The sequence below is a fragment of the Pseudomonas sp. P4_C4 genome, from assembly GCF_056402055.1.
This window is the reverse complement of the sequence record NZ_JBFUID010000041.1, coordinates 20805-39777: the sequence shown is the minus strand read 5'-3', so window position 1 is coordinate 39777 and position 18973 is coordinate 20805. Positions and strand designations below refer to the sequence as shown.

Below are 18973 nucleotides of genomic sequence, written 5' to 3'. Positions count from 1 at the left end.
AGCGAGCTTGCTCGCGATGGCGGTGCATCAGCTGGCATCAATGTTGGATGTGCCGGCCTCATCGTCGGAACGCCGCCCGGAGCAAGCTCGCTCCCACAGGTTATCGGCGCCTGATTTTATTTTTTTTCACCGAGGTAGACCATGCCTGAAGCTTATATTGTCGACGCCCTGCGCACGCCCACCGGGCGGCGCAAGGGTGGTCTGAGCCAGATCCACGCCGCCGACCTGGGCGCCCACGTATTGCGCGCGCTGGTCGAGCGCAATGCCATTCCCGACGAGGATTACGACGACGTGATCTTCGGCTGTGTCGACACCATCGGCCCGCTGGCCGGGGACATCGCCCGCACCAGTTGGCTGGCGGCCGGCCTGTCGCAATCGGTGCCGGGCACCACCATCGATCGCCAGTGCGGTTCGTCCCAGCAAGCGGTGCACTTCGCCGCCCAGGCGGTGATGAGCGGCACTCAGGATGTGGTCATCGCCGGTGGTGTACAGACCATGACCCAGATCCCGATTTCCTCGGCGATGATCGCTGCCGAGCCCTTGGGCTTCACCGATCCTTTCAGCGGCTCCGAAGGCTGGGTGCGGCGCTACGGCGCGCAAACCCCGACGCAGTTCCGTTCGGCGCAGATGATCGCCGAGAAATGGGACCTGTCCCGGGCGCAGCTTGAAGCTTATTCGCTGGAGTCCCATCGACGAGCCTTGCAGGCCATCGAGCAAGGCCGCTTCAACCGCGAGATCGTGCCCCTGGCCGGTGTGCTGCACGACGAAACCCCACGCCAGACCAGCCTGGAAAAAATGGCCGAGCTGGAGTTCCTGTTCGGCTGCGACCGGGTGACTGCCGCGGTATCGAGTCAGACCTGTGACGCGGCCAGCGCAATGCTGATCGTCTCGGAGGCGGCGCTCAAGCGTTACGGCCTGACGCCACGGGCACGTATCCATCACCTGAGCGTGCGCGCCGAAGACCCGATCTGGATGCTCACCGCGCCGATCCCGGCCACCGCTTACGCGCTCAAGCGTGCCGGCATGAAGCTCGAAGACATCGACCGGGTGGAGATCAACGAAGCCTTCGCTTCGGTGGCCATGGCCTGGTTGAAAGAGACCGGCTATCCCCATGAGCAGACCAACGTCAACGGCGGCGCGATTGCCCTCGGTCATCCATTGGGCGCCACCGGCACCCGCTTGATGTGCACCTTGCTCCATGAGCTGGAACGCAGCGGCGGCCGTTATGGCATGCAGACCATGTGCGAAGGCGGCGGGCAGGCCAACGTGACGATCATCGAACGTTTGTGATTTCAAGATGCCCACTGAACCTGTGGGAGCGTGGCTTGCCCGCGATGGGATCACCACGGTGCACATGACACACCGCGGAGCCCGCATCGCAGGCAAGCCAGCTCCCACAGGGGATTGTGTCGACCAGTGATGAATTTGAAGGATGTAGAACATGAAAATATGTGTAAACCGTGTGGTGATCATCACCGGTGCCGGCGGTGGCCTGGGCCGGGCCTACGCGCTGGCCTTCGCCGCTGAAGGCGCGAAAGTGCTGGTCAACGACATCAACCGCGAAGCGGCGCTGGCCGTGGTCGGCGAAATCCTCGGCCAGGGCGGCAGCGCCGTGGCCAACAGCGACGACATCACCCGATATGACTCGGCGGGGTTGATCGTGCGCCAGGCCATCGAAACCTTTGGCGACCTGAACGTGGTGGTCAACAACGCCGGCATCTGCCGCGACCGCATGTTCGCCAGCCTCAGCGAAGCCGACTGGGACGCTGTGGTAGCCGTGCACCTGAAGGGCCACTTCTGCATTTCCAGCCACGCCGTGAAGTACTGGCGTGAGCAGGTCAAGGGCGGCGCCAAGGTCGATGCGCGGATCATCAACACTAGTTCCGGCGCCGGTTTGCAGGGCTCCATTGGCCAGTCCAACTACGCGGCGGCCAAGGGCGGTATTGCCTCGCTGACCCTGGTACAGGCCGCTGAACTGGGCCGCTACGGGATCACCGCCAACGCCCTGGCGCCGGCCGCGCGCACTGGTATGACCGAGCAAGTGTTCGCCGACACCATGAAAAAGCCTGAAGAGGGCTTCGATTACTTTTCCCCGGAAAACGTCGCGCCGCTGGTGGTGTGGCTCGGTTCCGAGGCTTCCGCCGAGGTGACCGGGCAGATGTTTGAAGTCGAGGGCGGCAAGTTGTCGATCGCCGACGGCTGGCGCCGTGGTCCGCAACTGGATCGCGAGGGCCGCTGGGCAGTCGGCGAGATGGGCGATGCCGTCGCACAGCTGGTGGCTCAGGCCGTTCCGGCGGCCAAAGTGTACGGCAGCTGAAAAAGACCGGTCTCGGGAGGGCGGCGCGCGGCTATAATCGGCCGACGTTTCCCTCCAGTCACCACACGAGACCTGTCATGACCATTTCCCTGTACGACGCTTCCGTGCCTGTTTTCCAGCAAATGCTCAACGCCCTGAGTGATGTACTGAAAAAGGCCGAGGCTCACGCCACCGAGAAAAACATCGACCCTAACGCCTTCCTGCAGGCGCGCCTGTTCCCGGACATGTTCCCGCTGGTGCGTCAGGTGCAGATCGCCGTTGATTTCAGCAAGGGCGTTACCGGTCGCCTGGCCGAAGTTGAATTGCCGAAGTACGACGACACTGAAACCACCTTCGCCGAACTGCAAGCGTTGATCGCCAAGGCTCTGGCCTTCATCGGCAGCATTACGCCTGCGCAGATCAACGGCAAGGAAGGCATCGAGATCGTGACCCGTCCGGGCACGCCTAAAGAGAAGCGCTTCAGCGGCCAGTCCTACCTGCTGACCTACGGCCTGCCGCAGTTCTTCTTCCACGTCACCACCACTTACGCACTGCTGCGCCACAACGGCGTGGAAGTGGGCAAGCGTGACTACATGGGCGCGTTCTAAACCGTCCAGGTACAAAAAAGCCCGCCAAGGTTTGCGCCTTGGCGGGCTTTTCATTGGTGAATCAAAAGATCGCAGCCTGCGGCAGCTCCTACAGGTGCACGCATTCCAAAGTAGGAGCTGCCGCAGGCTGCGATCTTTTGATCTTTTTCGGTATCAGGCCAGGCGTTCTGTTTTTGCCTCTTCACCCAGGCAAGCCGCCGCGGTGAACAGCACATCGGTGGACGAGTTCAGCGCGGTTTCCGCCGAGTCCTGCAATACGCCGATGATGAAACCGACCGCCACCACCTGCATGGCGATTTCGCTCGGGATTCCGAACAGGCTGCATGCCAGCGGAATCAGCAACAGCGAACCACCCGCCACACCCGAAGCGCCGCAGGCGCAGATGGCTGCGACGACGCTCAGCAGGATCGCGGTGGGAATGTCCACGGCGATGCCCAGCGTGTGCACCGCCGCCAGGGTCAGCACGGTGATGGTGATCGCCGCGCCGGCCATGTTGATGGTCGCACCCAGCGGGATCGATACCGAGTAGGTGTCTTCGTGCAGGCCCAGACGCTTGCTCAATTCCAGGTTGACCGGAATGTTCGCCGCCGAACTGCGGGTGAAGAACGCGGTGATGCCGCTCTCGCGCAGGCAGGTCAGGACCAGCGGGTACGGGTTGCGATGCAGTTTCCAGAACACGATGAGCGGGTTCATCACCAGCGCCACGAACAGCATGCAGCCCAGCAGTACGGCCAGCAGGTGGGCGTAGCCGATCAAGGCGCCGAAACCGGAAGTGGCCAGGGTCGAAGCCACCAGGCCGAAGATGCCCAGCGGGGCGAAGCTGATCACCAGGCGCACAATCACCGTCACGCCATTGGACAGGTCACCCAGCACTTCACGAGTAGTGTCGCCGGCATGACGAATGGCGATGCCCATGCCGATGGCCCACGCCAGAATGCCGATGAAATTGGCGTTCATCAGGGCGCTGACCGGATTATCGACCACGCTCAGCAACAGGCTTTGCAACACCTCGCCAATCCCGCCTGGCGCTGTGACCGCGACGTCCTGGGTCGACAGCACCAGGCTCGACGGGAACGTCATGCTGGCAACCACCGCGACCACGGCCGCGGCGAAAGTGCCCAGCAGATACAGGAACAGAATCGGCCGGATATGGGTTTCCTGACCGTGCTTGTGGTTGGCAATCGACGCCATGACCAGTACGAACACCAGAATCGGCGCGACGGCTTTCAGTGCCGAGACAAACACTTTGCCGATGAACGCCGTGGACTTCGCCATGTCGGGGGCAAACAGCGCCAGGGCAATACCGGCGATCAGGCCGATCACGATCTGCGTGACCAGGCTAAGGCGTTTGAGGCGGTGCAATAGAGAAGGGGATGAAGCAGTCATAAAACGGCATCTCTGATTTTTTATAAGTGCAAGGTTTCACCGCACGTGCAGCCCGCAGGAAACCGAAGAGGAGCGCGACATCGACGCCAAAAATGGCCGATGAACACAGGGTGTACGTTTTTCAGGGCGCGGACTTTATCACAGCGTAGGAGCGATCTTTCAGACCTGTGACGAACTGCCACCATGGCATTCAACGAGATAGGCAGGTTCGTGCAACCGCGTTCGGAAACACTCTGTTAAGATTCGCCATCCTCATTTTCATGTCTGCCAGTGGGCCTCCGGGCTATCGCTGGTGTCGTCGTTTTTTCTGGAGTTCTGCATGCTGTTGCCCATTCTTCTGTTGTCTGCAGCCGGTTTTACGGTGCTGACCACGGAATTCATCATCGTTGGCCTGTTGCCGGCGATCGCCCGGGACCTTGACGTCAGCATCCCGCAAGCGGGTTTGCTGGTGACTTTGTTCGCCTTCACCGTGGCCGCGTTCGGGCCGTTCCTGACGGCGTACTTCGCCCGCTTCGAACGGCGCAAGCTGTTTATCTCGGTGTTGATCATGTTTGGCCTGGCCAACACGCTGGCGGCGCTGGCGCCGAATATCTGGGTGATGGCGTTTGCCCGGTTGATCCCGGCGCTGGGGCTGCCGGTGTTCTGGGCGCTGGCCAGTGAAACGGCGGTGGACATCGTCGGGCCGGATTACGCCGGTCGCGCCATCGCCAAGATCGGCTTCGGTATCGTCTGCGCAACGGTGTTCGGCATTCCCGTGGGCACGCTGATTTCCGATGCGTTCGGCTGGCGCAGTGCCTTCGCGATTCTGGCGGTCATCGCCTTTGCCAAGGCGTTGCTGCTGTTTATCTATCTGCCCAAGACCAACCTGCACCAGCATCAGGTGAGCTTCCGCTCGCAGTTCAAGATCCTGCGCAGCCCGCTGATGCTCGGTCACGTGCTGCTGTCTGTGATTGTGTTCAGCGGTATGTTCACCGCCTACACCTACCTGGCTGACATCCTCGAACGTCTGGCCGGCTTCAACGGCACCGTGGTTGGCTGGTGCCTGATGGGCTTCGGTGCGGTCGGGTTGATCGGCAACTCCCTGGGCGGCCGGGCGGTGGATCGTCATCCGCTGATGGCGTCGATGATGTTCTGCGCGTTCATGATCGCCGGCCTGGTGGCGCTGGTGCCGAACATTCATTCGCCGCTCGGTCTGGCGGCGGCGATGGGCATCTGGGGCGTGACCCAGGCGGCGTTGTTCCTGGTCAGCCATGTGCGCCTGATGAAAGCCGCGCCCGAAGCGCCGGCCTTCGCCGCGTCGCTGAACATCGCCGGGGCCAACCTCGGTATCGGTCTGGGCGCGATGATCGGTGGTCGGGTGATCGACAGTGTCGGTCTGCAAGGCCTTGGCTTCGCCGCGGCGGCGTTCATCCTCGCCTCGATCCTGCTTGCGATAGCGCTGATGACCTTCAAGCCGCGCGAAGTGGTTACAGCGCTGTAAACAGCTCGCGTCGGGCACCTTCGGTAATGGCGACAATGCCGGGGTGCCTGACCTTGCGCTCCACTGAGATGGCATAGAACGACTCGCTCACCGCGTCGGTCTGGCCGATCACTTCCACGCCATATTGGCGTTGCACTTCATCGGCAATCACGCTCGGGCCGATGAAGATCCCGCTGCCGGATTGGCCGAAGGCTTGCATCAGGGCGCTGTCGTCGAACTCGCCGACAATTTTCGGCTGGATCTGCTGCTCGGCGAACCAGCGTTGCAAACGGCTACGCACCACGGTTTCCGGCCCGGGAATCAGCAGAGGAGCACCGTGCAGATTGCGCGGGAAGTCCTGACCGTAACGTGCCGCCAGCTCCGGGGTGGCGAAAAAGCTGATCCCGCACTCACCGAGTTTCTGGCTGTAGCCCTTGATGTCCAGGTGCGACGGCATCGGGCTGTCGGAGATCACCAGGTCCAGGCGCTGGATCGCCAGGTCTGCCAACAAACGTTCAAGCTTGTCTTCGCGGCACGTGATGCGCAGCGGTTCGCTCAGCTCCATGGTCGGTGCGATCAGGCGATAGACGATGGATTTGGGCACCACGTCGGCCACACCGACGCGAAACAGGATCTGCTGTTCATTGGGTTGTGCCCGCAGCATCAGTTCCAGTTCGCCGCCCAGCTGAAACATTTGTTCGGCGTAGGGCAGGGCCTGGCGGCCGGCCTCGGTCAGTTCGAGTTGCCGCCCAACGCGCCGAAACAATTCGATGCCAAAGGTCTGTTCCAGCAATGAAATCTGCCCGCTGATGGTTTGTGGCGTGAGGTTCAGTTGCTCGCAGGCGCGCACGATGCTGCCGGTCTTGGCCACCACCCAGAAGTAATGCAATTGCCGATAATTCAACATATGTATGGCCCTCTGTAGGAGCTGTGTAGGAGCTGTCGAGTGAAACGAGGCTGCGATCTTTCAATCGCCCGAGAAAATCAACATCAAAAGATCGCAGCCTTCGGCAGCTCATACATTCGTAAAAACCGAAGTATGCATGGCAAAAATACGAATTTTCCTGAAGTATTCACTTCCCTAGAATGCATCGCTATCAACGGGCCATTGTTCAGGTCCCGTTTGTTCTAACGAGGGAAGCATCATGAAGCTGAAAACCACGGCACTGTTGATCACGTCTTTACTGGTACTGGCCGGTTGCGACCAGGCCGAGAAAAGCGCGCAACAGTTGATGGGCAAGGCTGCCGAAAGCGCCAAACAGGCGATTGACGATACCCACAAGGCTGCCGAGCAAGCACTCAGTGACGCCACCAGCGGGTTGATCAGAAAAAAAGAATCATCGGAAAAAGAATCGGAAAAAACCGAATCTTCCTCCCAGGAAATCTAAACCGTATTACAACGAGTCAGGACTGACCCATGGACTACCTTTTACAACTTGCCGCCAGCCCCACCGCCTGGGTCGCCCTTGCCACCCTGATTGTGATGGAGATCGTGCTTGGCATCGATAACCTGATCTTCATCTCGATCCTGACCAACAAGCTGCCCTTGCACAATCGACAGCGGGCACGACGCATCGGTATCGGCATGGCATTGATCCTGCGCCTGGGCTTGCTGAGCACCATCGCGTTCATCGTGCAGTTGACTGCGCCGGTGATCGAGATTCTCGGCCACGCGTTTTCCTGGAAAGACATGATCCTGATTGCCGGTGGCCTGTTCCTGTTGTGGAAGGCAACCACCGAGATCCATCACAGCATGGACCCGGCACCGGAAGATCCGAAGTCGGCGACCTCGACCGTGACCCTGGGTTTCGCTGCCGCGATCGGTCAGATCCTGATGCTGGACATGGTGTTCTCCATCGACAGCATCATTACCGCTGTCGGCATGACCGAGCATTTGCCGATCATGGTCATCGCGGTGGTGGTGTCGGTCTTGGTGATGTTGCTGGCGGCGGATCCGCTGGCCAAGTTCATTAACGACAACCCGACGGTGGTGATGCTGGCCCTGGGCTTCCTGATCATGATCGGCATGACGCTGATCGCCGAAGGCTTTGGCGCCCATGTACCGAAAGGCTACGTCTATGCGGCCATGGCATTCTCGGCTTCGATCGAGGCGTTGAACATGATGTCCCGCCGGGCCAGGCAGAAGCGCGTAGCCACTGAAGCCTGACCGTCGCTGAAAGAAGCGGCCGCCTGAACTCCAAGGAGTGCAGGCGGCCGTTTTTGTTGGTGTCGGGTAAAGGTGTTTGTCAGTGAGCGTTGGCGTGTTGGCTCCGCGTTTTGTCCGCTTGCGGTGCAGGTGCTGGCTGAACAGGGTGATGGTGGCGGCGAGTAATGCGCAGCACGCCCCACAGCATGGCGGCGGCTACCGCCAGCCAACCGCCAATCAACATCACAATGATCATGGTCAGGCTCATCTTTGCCTCCTCTTTGCCCTGCTGTGGGCACACGCGCTTCGCTGTCGTCCCTTCAGGGAACAGTCTAGCCGTTGCTGTATTTCAGGCTATTGAGCGAAAGTCGGCAGTCACCAACCAGTTCGCTCTATCGAATGCACGCGACTACCGTTTAGAGCTATACCGTAGCGGCGCGGCGCCCTATGATCGACGGCCAAGCCGGGAATGGGATTGCCTGGCGTCTGAACCTGAACAAGAGAGAGATGATGGTGCGGGTATTTTCTCGAATTTTGTCGACCATGCTCATAGCTGGTTGCGTGGCAAGCCTGGTGGGCTGTGCCGGTAGCGTTGCGCCCGAGATCAAGCGTTTGCCGGAGCGTGTCGAGCTCAGCGGCCGATTCTACCGAGGCGATGCGTATCAAAGCGGACCGCAGGTGCTGGCCAGCATGCTGTCCCAGCAGGGCATCGTGATTACCCCGGGGTTACTCGACAAACCCTTGCATTTGCCGGGGGCCGAAGCCCAGTTGCAACAGAACATGCAGAACCTGGCCCGCGAGTACGGGATGGTGGTCTATCCCCTCGACAGCAACCTGCCGGCCTTGTTGACGCAAGTCGCCGCCGGTTATCCGGTGATGGTGCGCTTTACTGAAGGCTCGGCCATGTGGGCCGAACCGCGATACGCCATTCTGGCCGGCTACAACCGCCAGAAGCAGACGGTCCTGCTGCGGGCCGGGATGAATCACCGCGAACTGATGAGCTTCAGCTCCTTCGAGTCGGCGTTCAAGGACGCCGGCGGTTGGGCCGTGCTGATCCAGAATCCGACGCAAATCCCGGCCCAGGTCGATCAGCAGCGTTGGCTCAAGGCCGCCAGCGATCTGGCTCAGGCCGGTCAGGAACAGGCCGCCGCCAGGGCAAAAAAAGCCTTGGCCAGCCAGTAAGTCCGTTGGTCACCCGCCGGGCACCTTCGCCCGTCGCCAGCCTCTGATCCTTAAGGGCCCGGAATAATATCCCGGGCCGAGATCAGGAGGCGCCCATGGCTCATTCCACAACGCCCGTCGGTCCGCACTCGTCTGAGCATTCGTCTGGCAATGAGCTGGGCTTCGATCCCGATTCTCCGGACCTTGCCGATCCACAGGTCGACCCCATCGGGCCCGCCAAGGCACCGAGGGATGTGAAGCCGGGGGATAATCCCAAGGCCCCGGCCAAGCCCTACGATCCACTGGCAAATCTGAAACCCTAGGTCCAATGGAGGTGCGTATGTCTACCGACTCCAGTTTCGACGACAAGCGTCCAGAGGCTGTTCCCACAACCCCCGAGCAAAGCACCGATCCGGTGATGGATCCCGACAGCCCGTTGAGAGATCCATTGGCGCGGCCAACGGTGGTGCCTACTGAAAAACCAAAGGGTTGGAGAGATCCAAGTACCGGCGACGGCATCCCGGATGACGACCAGATGCCACTGCCTAACGACTAACTTCGCGACGAAAAAAAGCCCCGAATGTTCGGGGCTTTTTCATGCGTTTGCAGCAAGGTTACTTCGACGCTTCAACCACGCCGCTCTGCCGATGCTTGAGGTTCTTGTCTGCCTTGTACTGCAAGGCTACGGAAGGCACGTCCGCGCTCCTTCCGCTCTCTACCCAATTACGCATGCGCGTGGCATCGGCAAAATGGGTGTACTTGCCATAGGCGTCAAGAATCACCAAGGCCACCGGGCGGTTACCCATTCGGGTCACCAGCACCAGGCAGTGACCGGCTTCGTTGGTGAAACCGGTTTTCGTCAGCTGGATGTCCCAGTCCGGCTTGCGGACCAAATGGTCGGTGTTGCGAAAGCCCAGGCTGTAGCTGGGTTTACGGAACGAGACGGTTTTTTCCTTGGTCGTGCTCAGCTCGGTCAGAAGCGGGTACTTGTGCGCGGCGATCAACAGCTTGCTCAGGTCGCGAGCGGTCGATACGTTGCGCGGGGAGAGGCCGGTCGGCTCGACGAAATGCGTGTTGGTCATGCCCAGTGCCCGGGCCTTGGCGTTCATTGCAGMAATGAACGCGGCATAGCCGCCCGGATAGTGGTGCGCCAGAGTCGCCGCGGCGCGGTTTTCCGAGGACATCAGGGCAATCAGCAGCATTTCCCGGCGCGGCAGTTCGCTCCGGAGTTTGACCCGGGAGAACACGCCTTTCATTTCCGGTGTGTCGCTGATGTTGACGTCGATGTATTCGTCCATGTTCTGTCGGGATTCAACCACGACCAGGCCAGTCATCAACTTGCTGACGGAAGCGATCGGCACTACCACGTCAGGATTGCTGGCATAGATGACTTTGTTGGTCTGCATGTCCAGCAGCAAGGAGCTGCCGGAAGCGAGCTTGAGTGTCTTCGTATCTCGCGGCGCTGCGGTGGTCTCGTCAGCACTGGCGATTGGCGTGAGGAAAGTCCCTGTAACTGCAAAAAATAGGCTCAGGATGGAAAGACGGATTTTCACGCTGGCAGACTCATAAAGGGTGTTGATAAGCCGTTTTGTAACGGGCTGTTTCCTGAAAAGCGCGACATTCTGGAGTATGGCTGAATAACTGTCGATGGTTGTTCAAGTAACAGGTGAAAGTCCTGAGAAGCATAAAAAAAATGTCATTTTCCGGCGGGCGGTCGAGGTTTTTTCGCAGGCAAAAAGAACCCCGCCGGGGGCGGGGTTCTTTGACTCGCTGTCAGCGTCCGCGTTGAAACTCAGCTGTGCAGGGTTTCAGCAGCGTACAGGGTGTTCTCCAGCAGACAGGCACGAGTCATCGGGCCTACGCCGCCCGGTACTGGAGTAATCCAGCCGGCGCGGGGCAGGGCGGTTTCGTAGATCACGTCACCGACCAGCTTGCCATCGTCCTGACGGTTGATGCCGACATCGATCACGATCGCGCCTTCCTTGATCCATTCACCCTTGACCAGGCCCGGCTTGCCGGCGGCCACGACGACCAGGTCCGCACGGCCGACATGGCCGGCAAGGTCCTTGGTAAAACGGTGGGTGACCGTCACGGTGCAACCGGCCAGCAACAATTCCATGGCCATCGGGCGGCCAACGATATTGGACGCGCCAACAACCACGGCATCCATCCCGTAAAGGTCGACACCGGTGCTTTCCAGCAGGGTCATGATGCCTTTGGGAGTGCATGGGCGCAGCAGAGGGATACGCTGGGCCAAGCGACCGACGTTATAAGGATGGAAACCGTCGACGTCTTTATCCGGACGAATGCGCTCCAGCAGTCTGGAGGCGTCGAGGTGTTCGGGAAGCGGAAGCTGAAGCAGAACGCCGTCGATTGCAGGATCGTCGTTCAGGCGATCGATCAGCTCGGTCAGCGCTTCTTGAGTGGTTTCGGAAGGCAGGTCATAGGCTTGGGATAGAAAGCCGACCTCTTCGCAGTCTTTACGCTTGTGCGAGACATAAACCTGAGAGGCAGGATCGCTGCCGACCAGGATCACCGCAAGGCCGGGCGTGCGCAGGCCTTGCTGGCGACGCTCGGTGACACGTTGGGCGATCTGCTGGCGCAGGCTGGCGGCGATCGATTTGCCGTCGATAAGTTGTGCAGTCATTGCGCGTGATTAACCATCGAGAGGGGAAAAAAAGAGAACGCATTCTCGCATGTCATGCGGTGAGGGCAAAGGCGCTTGGTCTGCAAATTCCCCTAACTCCTTTAATTAAATGAATTTTTTTTAAAAATGATTTGACGACCTTCGGGGGGCTCTATACTATTCGTCGCACTTGTCGGGCACAGCCTAGCACTGGTTAAGAAGGTTGAGCAGGATTACGGTTCTGCGAGACTGGAAAGCACTTAGTTTGTAGTCCTCCAAGGGTACAGCTAACAAGGCGCCCGTAGCTCAGCTGGATAGAGCATCCGCCTTCTAAGCGGATGGTCGCAGGTTCGAGTCCTGCCGGGTGCGCCATTAGGCAGCTTTGGCACAAGTAACGCGATATGGTGGGCGTAGCTCAGTTGGTAGAGCACGGGATTGTGACTCCCGTTGTCGTGGGTTCGATCCCCATCGTCCACCCCATATTTCGAAAGGCGCCAGATTAACAGTCTGGCGCCTTTGCTTTAAAGACTTCATCCGCGGATGTGGTGGAATTGGTAGACACACTGGATTTAGGTTCCAGCGCCGCGAGGCGTAAGAGTTCGAGTCTCTTCATCCGCACCAATTAAAGCTTCACTCAGGCTGTTGGCCTGGCTGGAGCTTGATAAAGAAGTTTGTTTGACTTCTTTAACAGGCAATATGGTGGGCGTAGCTCAGTTGGTAGAGCACGGGATTGTGACTCCCGTTGTCGTGGGTTCGATCCCCATCGTCCACCCCATATTTCGAAAGGCGCCAGATTGAAAAGTCTGGCGCCTTTTTTGTTTCAGCGGCCGCGGGTTCCGGGTCGCAGGGGTGGGGCGTTTCGTCGTATTTATGTTTCTCGATGATGCAGTCCTGCCCGCCGGCCTTGCTTGCGAGATCGGCTGTCAGGGAGATGATTGGCTGCCTTCTCTATATATGGAAAGGTTGGCGCAGAGCCCTGGCGTGATTGGTTGTATTTGCCATCGGGGCGAGGTGCATTCGTGCATTCGCACCTATAAATTGCCTGCTGCGTTTTTACCCGTTTTCAGTAGGGTGACTTCTTGAGTTTGACCCACTAGAATGCATGCCCTTGATTCTGGGGTCGGAAACGGCCGGCTAACGTCTGTGCAACGAGGAATATCCATGCAAGTTTCTGTTGAAAATACTACTGCTCTTGAGCGCCGCATGAGCGTCACCGTGCCGGCTGAGCGCATCGAGAGCCAGGTCAACAAGCGTCTGCAGCAGACCGCCCAAAAGGCCAAGATTGCTGGCTTCCGTCCAGGCAAAGTGCCAATGAGCGAAATCAAGCGCCGTTTCGGTGCCGACGCTCGCCAGGAAGCTGTAGGCGACGTGATCCAGTCTTCCTTCTACGAAGCGGTGGTTGAGCAGAAGCTGAACCCGGCTGGCCAGCCTTCGATCGAGCCTAAGTCCCTGGAAGCGGGCAAGGACCTGGAATACGTTGCCGTATTCGAAGTGTTCCCTGAGTTCACCGTTGCCGGTTTCGAAGGTATCACCGTCGAGCGCCTGAGCGCTGACGTGGCTGATGCCGATCTGGACAAAATGCTGGAAGTCCTGCGCAAGCAGAACACCCGTTTCGAAGTGGCCGATCGCGCTGCCCAGAACGAAGATCAGCTGAACATTGATTTCGTCGGCAAAGTCGACGGTGAAGTGTTCGCTGGCGGTTCCGCCAAGGGTACTCAGCTGGTTCTGGGTTCCGGCCGCATGATCCCTGGTTTCGAAGATGGCCTGGTTGGCGCTAAAGCCGGTGAAGAACGCGTTCTGAACCTGACTTTCCCAGAGGACTATCAGAACCTGGACCTGGCTGGCAAAACCGCCGAGTTCACCGTGACCGTCAACACCGTTTCCGAGCCAAAGCTGCCAGAACTGACCGAAGAATTCTTCGCTCAATTCGGCATCAAGGAAACCGGTCTGGATGGCTTCCGTGCCGAAGTTCGCAAGAACATGGAGCGCGAGCTGCGTCAGGCGATCAAATCCAAGGTCAAGAATCAGGTAATGGACGGTCTGCTGGCCACCAACCCGATCGAAGTGCCAAAGGCTCTGCTGTCCAACGAAGTTGACCGTCTGCGCGTGCAGGCTGTCCAGCAGTTCGGCGGCAACATCAAGCCAGACCAACTGCCGGCCGAGCTGTTCGAAGAACAAGCCAAGCGCCGCGTAGTGCTGGGCCTGATCGTGGCTGAAGTGGTCAAGCAATTCGACCTGAAGCCTGACGAAACCCGCGTTCGCGAGATGATTCAGGAAATGGCTTCGGCCTACCAGGAGCCTGAGCAGGTTGTGTCCTGGTACTACAAAAACGACCAGCAACTGAACGAAGTTCGTTCGGTTGTGCTGGAAGAGCAAGTTGTGGATACTGTTCTGCAGAAAGCTAGCGTGACCGACAAATCGGTCTCTTACGAAGAAGCGGTCAAGCCGGTAGAAGCACCACAAGCCGACTGATCACTTTTGCGGTAAGAAGCAAACACCATAAGCCAGCCTTCGTGCTGGCTTATGCGTATTCAAGACATAACTATTTGGGAGTGACTGCAGAGCATGTTCCGTAATTCGTATATTCAGCAGAACTCTGATATCCAGGCCGCAGGCGGTCTGGTCCCGATGGTTGTCGAGCAGTCCGCTCGTGGCGAGCGCGCCTACGACATCTACTCGCGGCTGCTCAAGGAGCGAGTGATCTTTCTGGTTGGCCCGGTAGAGGACTACATGGCCAACCTGATCTGTGCGCAACTGCTGTTCCTTGAAGCGGAAAATCCGGACAAGGACATCCATCTCTATATCAACTCCCCGGGCGGTTCGGTGACGGCAGGCATGTCGATCTACGACACCATGCAGTTCATCAAACCCAACGTGGCGACCACCTGTATCGGTCAGGCGTGCAGCATGGGCGCGTTTCTGCTGACGGCCGGTGCCCCTGGCAAGCGTTACTGCCTGCCGAACTCGCGTGTGATGATTCACCAGCCACTGGGCGGTTTCCAGGGGCAGGCGTCGGATATCGAAATCCATGCCAAGGAAATCCTCTTTATTCGTGAGCGTCTCAACACGCTGATGGCCCTGCATAGCGGGCGCACTCTTGAAGAAATCGAGCGCGATACCAATCGCGACAATTTCATGAGTGCAGAAGCCGCGCGTGAGTACGGGTTGATCGATGAAGTGATCACCCAGCGCCCTGCTTGAAATAAGCAGCTCAAAATAGGGCTGGTCGGCGGGTCCGATCACCAGCGGGCTTGAAAAAGCCCGCAATAGCCTTCATCTTGTGTTGCAAGCCTATCGGATTTGGATCGAACGAATGACTGACACCCGCAACGGCGAGGACAACGGCAAGCTGCTCTATTGCTCCTTCTGTGGCAAAAGCCAGCATGAAGTACGCAAATTGATTGCCGGCCCCTCGGTCTTTATCTGCGACGAGTGCGTCGACCTGTGCAATGACATCATCCGCGAGGAGGTGCAGGAAGCACAGGCCGAAAGCAGCGCGCATAAATTGCCTTCGCCTAAAGAAATCAGCGGCATCCTTGATCAGTATGTGATTGGTCAGGAGCGTGCGAAAAAGGTTCTGGCCGTAGCGGTGTACAACCACTACAAGCGCCTGAATCAGCGTGACAAAAAGAATGACGACGTCGAACTCGGCAAGAGCAACATCCTGCTGATCGGCCCGACAGGCTCGGGTAAAACCCTGCTTGCCGAAACACTGGCCCGCTTGCTGAACGTTCCGTTCACCATCGCTGATGCAACCACCCTCACCGAGGCGGGTTACGTGGGTGAAGATGTCGAGAACATCATTCAGAAGTTGCTGCAGAAATGCGATTACGACGTGGAAAAAGCCCAGATGGGTATTGTCTACATCGATGAAATCGACAAGATTTCGCGCAAGTCTGACAACCCGTCGATCACCCGGGACGTATCCGGTGAGGGCGTGCAGCAGGCCCTGCTCAAGTTGATCGAAGGCACGGTCGCTTCCGTTCCGCCTCAAGGTGGTCGTAAGCATCCGCAGCAGGAATTCCTTCAGGTCGACACCCGTAACATCCTGTTCATTTGCGGTGGTGCGTTCTCTGGTCTGGAAAAGGTTATTCAAAACCGTTCCACCAAGGGCGGCATCGGCTTCAATGCAGAAGTGCGCAGCAAGGAAGAAGGCAAGAAAGTCGGTGAGTCCCTGCGTGAAGTCGAGCCTGACGATCTGGTCAAGTTCGGTCTGATCCCGGAATTCGTCGGTCGTCTGCCGGTACTTGCCACGCTGGACGAGCTTGACGAGGCTGCATTGATGCAGATTCTCACCGAGCCGAAAAATGCTCTGACCAAGCAGTATGCCAAGCTGTTCGAGATGGAAGGCGTTGATCTGGAATTCCGTTCCGACGCACTGAAATCGGTCGCCAAGCGTGCCCTGGAGCGTAAAACCGGTGCCCGTGGCCTGCGTTCGATTCTCGAAGGTGTATTGCTCGACACTATGTATGAAATCCCCTCGCAATCGGAGGTGAGCAAAGTAGTGATCGATGAAAGCGTGATAGAAGGCAAGTCCAAGCCACTGTATATCTACGAAAACAGTGAGCCGACCGCCAAGGCCGCGCCAGACGCTTAAGCGTCACGCAGCCGGTATAAAGAAGGGGCCTTCGGGCCCCTTTGCTTTTTGCGCGTTTTACACAGTCTTTGTGCTTGTTTTTTTTGAAGGCTGCCCCCATCTTGGTTTCAAGCTTACTTCCATCTGTTTCCGGCCTTACGGCCGCCGTAGAGGCGAAATCATGAAGACAACCATCGAATTGCCTCTCCTGCCATTGCGTGATGTCGTGGTTTATCCGCACATGGTTATCCCGCTGTTCGTGGGACGCGAGAAATCCATCGAAGCCCTCGAGGCTGCGATGACGGGTGACAAACAGATTCTTCTGCTGGCCCAGAGAAACCCGGCTGATGACGATCCCGGTGAAGATGCCCTGTATCGCGTAGGTACGATTGCCACCGTTCTGCAGCTGCTGAAGCTGCCTGACGGTACGGTCAAGGTTCTGGTCGAGGGTGAGCAGCGGGGCGCCGTTGAGCGCTTCAGCGAAGTGGACGGCCACTGCCGTGCCGAAGTCTCCCTGATCGACGAAGTCGACGCGCCAGAGCGCGAGTCGGAAGTATTCGTACGCAGTCTGCTATCCCAGTTCGAGCAATATGTGCAGTTGGGCAAGAAAGTCCCGGCTGAAGTCCTGTCATCGCTCAACAGCATCGATGAGCCAGGCCGCCTGGTGGATACCATGGCCGCGCACATGGCCCTGAAGATCGAACAGAAGCAGGAAATCCTCGAAATCATCGATTTGTCGGCCCGGGTCGAGCACGTTCTGGCGTTGCTGGATGCCGAGATCGATCTGCTGCAAGTCGAAAAACGCATTCGCGGTCGCGTCAAAAAACAAATGGAGCGCAGTCAGCGCGAGTACTACCTGAATGAGCAGATGAAGGCCATTCAGAAAGAGCTCGGCGACAGCGATGAAGGTCACAACGAAGTCGAAGAGCTGAAAAAGCGTATCGATGCCGCCGGCCTGCCAAAAGACGCGCTGGCCAAGGCCACGGCCGAACTGAACAAGCTCAAGCAAATGTCGCCGATGTCCGCGGAAGCGACCGTGGTGCGTTCGTACATCGACTGGCTGGTTCAGGTGCCGTGGAAGGCCCAGAGCAAAGTGCGCCTGGATCTGGCGCGTGCAGAAGACATTCTGGATGCCGACCACTATGGCCTGGAAGAAGTCAAAGAGCGCATCCTCGAATACCTCGCCGTGCAAAAACGCGTGAAGAAAATTCGTGGTCCGGTGTTGTGCCTGGTCGGTCCTCCCGGGGTGGGTAAAACGTCCCTGGCGGAGTCGATTGCTCACGCCACCAACCGCAAATTCGTACGCATGGCCCTCGGTGGCGTGCGTGATGAAGCGGAAATTCGTGGCCATCGCCGTACTTACATCGGTTCGATGCCAGGAAGATTGATTCAAAAGATGACAAAAGTGGGTGTCCGCAATCCGCTGTTCCTGCTCGATGAAATCGACAAAATGGGCAGCGATATGCGTGGCGATCCGGCATCAGCGTTGCTGGAAGTGCTCGATCCCGAGCAGAACCACAACTTCAACGATCACTATCTGGAAGTCGACTACGACTTGTCCGATGTGATGTTCCTGTGCACCTCGAACTCGATGAACATCCCGCCGGCGTTGCTGGACCGGATGGAAGTGATCCGTCTGCCAGGCTACACCGAAGACGAGAAGATCAACATCGCCGTCAAATATCTTTCGCCAAAGCAGATCACGGCCAACGGCTTGAAGAAAGGCGAGCTGGAGTTTGACGCAGAAGCGATCCGCGACATCATCCGCTACTACACCCGTGAAGCCGGTGTGCGTGGGCTGGAGCGTCAGATTGCCAAGGTTTGCCGCAAGGCCGTCAAGGAGCACGCGCTGGAAAAACGCTTCTCGGTGAAGGTGACCGCAGACATGCTGGAGCACTTCCTGGGCGTGCGCAAATTCCGCTACGGCCTGGCCGAGCAGCAGGATCAGATCGGTCAGGTGACCGGACTGGCGTGGACTCAAGTGGGCGGCGAATTGCTGACCATCGAAGCCGCTGTCGTGCCGGGCAAGGGCCAGTTGATCAAGACCGGTTCCCTGGGTGACGTGATGGTCGAGTCGATCACCGCAGCCTTGACCGTTGTTCGCAGCCGGGCGAAGAGCCTGGGCATTCCCCTGGACTTCCATGAGAAGCGCGACACGCACATCCATATGCCGGAAGGGGCGACCCCGAAAGACGGTCCTAGCGCCGGTGTGGGCATGTGCACGGCCCTTGTTTCGGCCTTGACCGGTATTCCGGTTCGCGCAGATGTCGCCATGACTGGCGAAATCACTCTGCGTGGCCAGGTACTGGCCATTGGCGGCTTGAAAGAAAAACTGCTGGCTGCCCATCGTGGCGGAATCAAGACCGTGATCATTCCTGAAGAAAATGTGCGCGATCTCAAAGAGATTCCGGACAATATCAAGCAGGATCTACAGATTAAACCGGTTAAATGGATTGACGAGGTCCTGCAAATTGCGCTGCAATACGCGCCGGAGCCCTTGCCGGATGTGGCTCCGGAGATAGTCGCGAAGGATGAGAAACGCGACGCAGATTCTAAGGAAAGAATTAGCACGCATTAGTACGTATTTGCCTGGGGGGCTTTCTTGACAGCTTTTTAGAGCCCTTGTTATAAAGCGGCTCTTAAGTGTCTGTAGGCCATTCAGCACTCGTTTTTGCTTTCACCAAAAAAACTTAGAATCATACTCAAATAGATATA

Annotated in this window: 18 protein-coding genes and 4 tRNA genes; 17 read left to right on the top strand and 5 right to left on the bottom strand. The window is 58.4% G+C overall.

What is annotated here, in order from left to right; genetic code table 11:
• The first annotated feature begins 141 nt into the window (after nucleotides 1-141).
• The 3 genes from AC1DXW_RS20700 to AC1DXW_RS20690 all read left to right on the top strand — a co-directional run bounded on the left by AC1DXW_RS20700 (nucleotide 142) and on the right by AC1DXW_RS20690 (nucleotide 2904).
• Nucleotides 142-1290 carry an acetyl-CoA C-acetyltransferase gene (locus tag AC1DXW_RS20700; protein ID WP_477755467.1) on the top strand — a complete coding sequence of 383 codons (1149 nt, stop codon included), beginning with the start codon at nucleotides 142-144 and terminating at the stop codon, nucleotides 1288-1290.
• Nucleotides 1291-1441: 151 nt separating this feature from the next.
• The gene (locus tag AC1DXW_RS20695; RefSeq protein ID WP_477756996.1) at nucleotides 1442-2317 is read left to right on the top strand and encodes an SDR family oxidoreductase; all 876 of its coding nucleotides are present in this window, start codon (nucleotides 1442-1444) and stop codon (nucleotides 2315-2317) included.
• Nucleotides 2318-2394: 77 nt separating this feature from the next.
• Nucleotides 2395-2904 (top strand): DUF1993 domain-containing protein, encoded by a 510-nt coding sequence (locus AC1DXW_RS20690; RefSeq protein ID WP_223462336.1) that lies wholly within the window; start codon nucleotides 2395-2397, stop codon nucleotides 2902-2904.
• Between the two features lie 153 nt (nucleotides 2905-3057).
• On the opposite strand, the gene sstT is transcribed toward AC1DXW_RS20690, so the two are convergent.
• On the bottom strand, nucleotides 3058-4290 hold the full coding sequence (sstT, locus tag AC1DXW_RS20685; RefSeq protein ID WP_477754832.1) for a serine/threonine transporter SstT: 1233 nt from the start codon (nucleotides 4288-4290) through the stop codon (nucleotides 3058-3060).
• A 319-nt stretch (nucleotides 4291-4609) separates the two neighbouring features.
• On the opposite strand from sstT, the gene AC1DXW_RS20680 reads away from it, so the two are divergent.
• The gene (locus tag AC1DXW_RS20680) at nucleotides 4610-5770 is read left to right on the top strand and encodes an MFS transporter (protein ID WP_477754833.1); all 1161 of its coding nucleotides are present in this window, start codon (nucleotides 4610-4612) and stop codon (nucleotides 5768-5770) included.
• On the opposite strand, the gene nhaR is transcribed toward AC1DXW_RS20680, so the two are convergent.
• Nucleotides 5757-6656, bottom strand: coding sequence for a transcriptional activator NhaR (gene nhaR, locus AC1DXW_RS20675; RefSeq protein ID WP_477754834.1), 900 nt, complete (start codon nucleotides 6654-6656; stop codon nucleotides 5757-5759). The genes AC1DXW_RS20680 and nhaR overlap by 14 nt on opposite strands.
• Before the next feature lie 238 nt (nucleotides 6657-6894).
• Between nhaR and AC1DXW_RS20670 the strand changes: the two genes are divergently transcribed.
• Nucleotides 6895-7137: a hypothetical protein gene (locus tag AC1DXW_RS20670; protein WP_477754835.1), complete on the top strand. Its 243-nt coding sequence runs from the start codon at nucleotides 6895-6897 to the stop codon at nucleotides 7135-7137.
• 29 nt (nucleotides 7138-7166) lie between these two features.
• The gene (locus AC1DXW_RS20665) at nucleotides 7167-7916 is read left to right on the top strand and encodes a TerC family protein (protein WP_477754836.1); all 750 of its coding nucleotides are present in this window, start codon (nucleotides 7167-7169) and stop codon (nucleotides 7914-7916) included.
• Between the two features lie 79 nt (nucleotides 7917-7995).
• On the opposite strand, the gene AC1DXW_RS20660 is transcribed toward AC1DXW_RS20665, so the two are convergent.
• Nucleotides 7996-8163: a hypothetical protein gene (locus AC1DXW_RS20660; RefSeq protein WP_477754837.1), complete on the bottom strand. Its 168-nt coding sequence runs from the start codon at nucleotides 8161-8163 to the stop codon at nucleotides 7996-7998.
• Nucleotides 8164-8342: 179 nt separating this feature from the next.
• Here AC1DXW_RS20660 and AC1DXW_RS20655 point away from each other — a divergent pair, with 179 nt between their 5' ends.
• The 3 genes from AC1DXW_RS20655 to AC1DXW_RS20645 all read left to right on the top strand — a co-directional run bounded on the left by AC1DXW_RS20655 (nucleotide 8343) and on the right by AC1DXW_RS20645 (nucleotide 9612).
• Nucleotides 8343-9077, top strand: coding sequence for a peptidase C39 family protein (locus AC1DXW_RS20655; RefSeq protein WP_477754838.1), 735 nt, complete (start codon nucleotides 8343-8345; stop codon nucleotides 9075-9077).
• Nucleotides 9078-9172: 95 nt separating this feature from the next.
• Complete coding sequence (locus AC1DXW_RS20650) at nucleotides 9173-9379, top strand: DUF6021 family protein (RefSeq protein ID WP_477754839.1); 207 nt, start codon at nucleotides 9173-9175, stop codon at nucleotides 9377-9379.
• Nucleotides 9380-9396: 17 nt separating this feature from the next.
• Complete coding sequence (locus AC1DXW_RS20645; RefSeq protein WP_477754840.1) at nucleotides 9397-9612, top strand: hypothetical protein; 216 nt, start codon at nucleotides 9397-9399, stop codon at nucleotides 9610-9612.
• Between the two features lie 58 nt (nucleotides 9613-9670).
• Here the strand turns inward: AC1DXW_RS20645 and pbpG are convergent, their stop codons facing one another.
• Together pbpG and folD are read right to left on the bottom strand one after the other, a co-directional pair.
• Nucleotides 9671-10609 (bottom strand): D-alanyl-D-alanine endopeptidase, encoded by a 939-nt coding sequence (pbpG, locus tag AC1DXW_RS20640; RefSeq protein ID WP_477760384.1) that lies wholly within the window; start codon nucleotides 10607-10609, stop codon nucleotides 9671-9673.
• A gap of 239 nt (nucleotides 10610-10848) precedes the next feature.
• Nucleotides 10849-11703, bottom strand: coding sequence for a bifunctional methylenetetrahydrofolate dehydrogenase/methenyltetrahydrofolate cyclohydrolase FolD (gene folD, locus AC1DXW_RS20635; RefSeq protein WP_046043051.1), 855 nt, complete (start codon nucleotides 11701-11703; stop codon nucleotides 10849-10851).
• Nucleotides 11704-11977: 274 nt separating this feature from the next.
• Between folD and AC1DXW_RS20630 the strand changes: the two genes are divergently transcribed.
• From AC1DXW_RS20630 to lon, 8 genes are all read left to right on the top strand, one after another.
• Nucleotides 11978-12054 (top strand) — tRNA-Arg (locus AC1DXW_RS20630).
• Between the two features lie 32 nt (nucleotides 12055-12086).
• Nucleotides 12087-12162, top strand: a tRNA-His gene (locus AC1DXW_RS20625).
• A 56-nt stretch (nucleotides 12163-12218) separates the two neighbouring features.
• A tRNA-Leu gene (locus tag AC1DXW_RS20620) sits at nucleotides 12219-12303 on the top strand.
• 78 nt (nucleotides 12304-12381) lie between these two features.
• Nucleotides 12382-12457: transfer RNA gene (locus AC1DXW_RS20615), tRNA-His, on the top strand.
• A 386-nt stretch (nucleotides 12458-12843) separates the two neighbouring features.
• The gene (gene tig / locus AC1DXW_RS20610) at nucleotides 12844-14154 is read left to right on the top strand and encodes a trigger factor (RefSeq protein WP_477754842.1); all 1311 of its coding nucleotides are present in this window, start codon (nucleotides 12844-12846) and stop codon (nucleotides 14152-14154) included.
• 93 nt (nucleotides 14155-14247) lie between these two features.
• Nucleotides 14248-14883 carry an ATP-dependent Clp endopeptidase proteolytic subunit ClpP gene (gene clpP, locus AC1DXW_RS20605; protein WP_477754843.1) on the top strand — a complete coding sequence of 212 codons (636 nt, stop codon included), beginning with the start codon at nucleotides 14248-14250 and terminating at the stop codon, nucleotides 14881-14883.
• Between the two features lie 112 nt (nucleotides 14884-14995).
• On the top strand, nucleotides 14996-16279 hold the full coding sequence (clpX, locus tag AC1DXW_RS20600; RefSeq protein ID WP_007982210.1) for an ATP-dependent Clp protease ATP-binding subunit ClpX: 1284 nt from the start codon (nucleotides 14996-14998) through the stop codon (nucleotides 16277-16279).
• A gap of 160 nt (nucleotides 16280-16439) precedes the next feature.
• Complete coding sequence (gene lon, locus AC1DXW_RS20595) at nucleotides 16440-18836, top strand: endopeptidase La (protein WP_104447853.1); 2397 nt, start codon at nucleotides 16440-16442, stop codon at nucleotides 18834-18836.
• The last annotated feature ends 137 nt before the right edge of the window (nucleotides 18837-18973 follow it).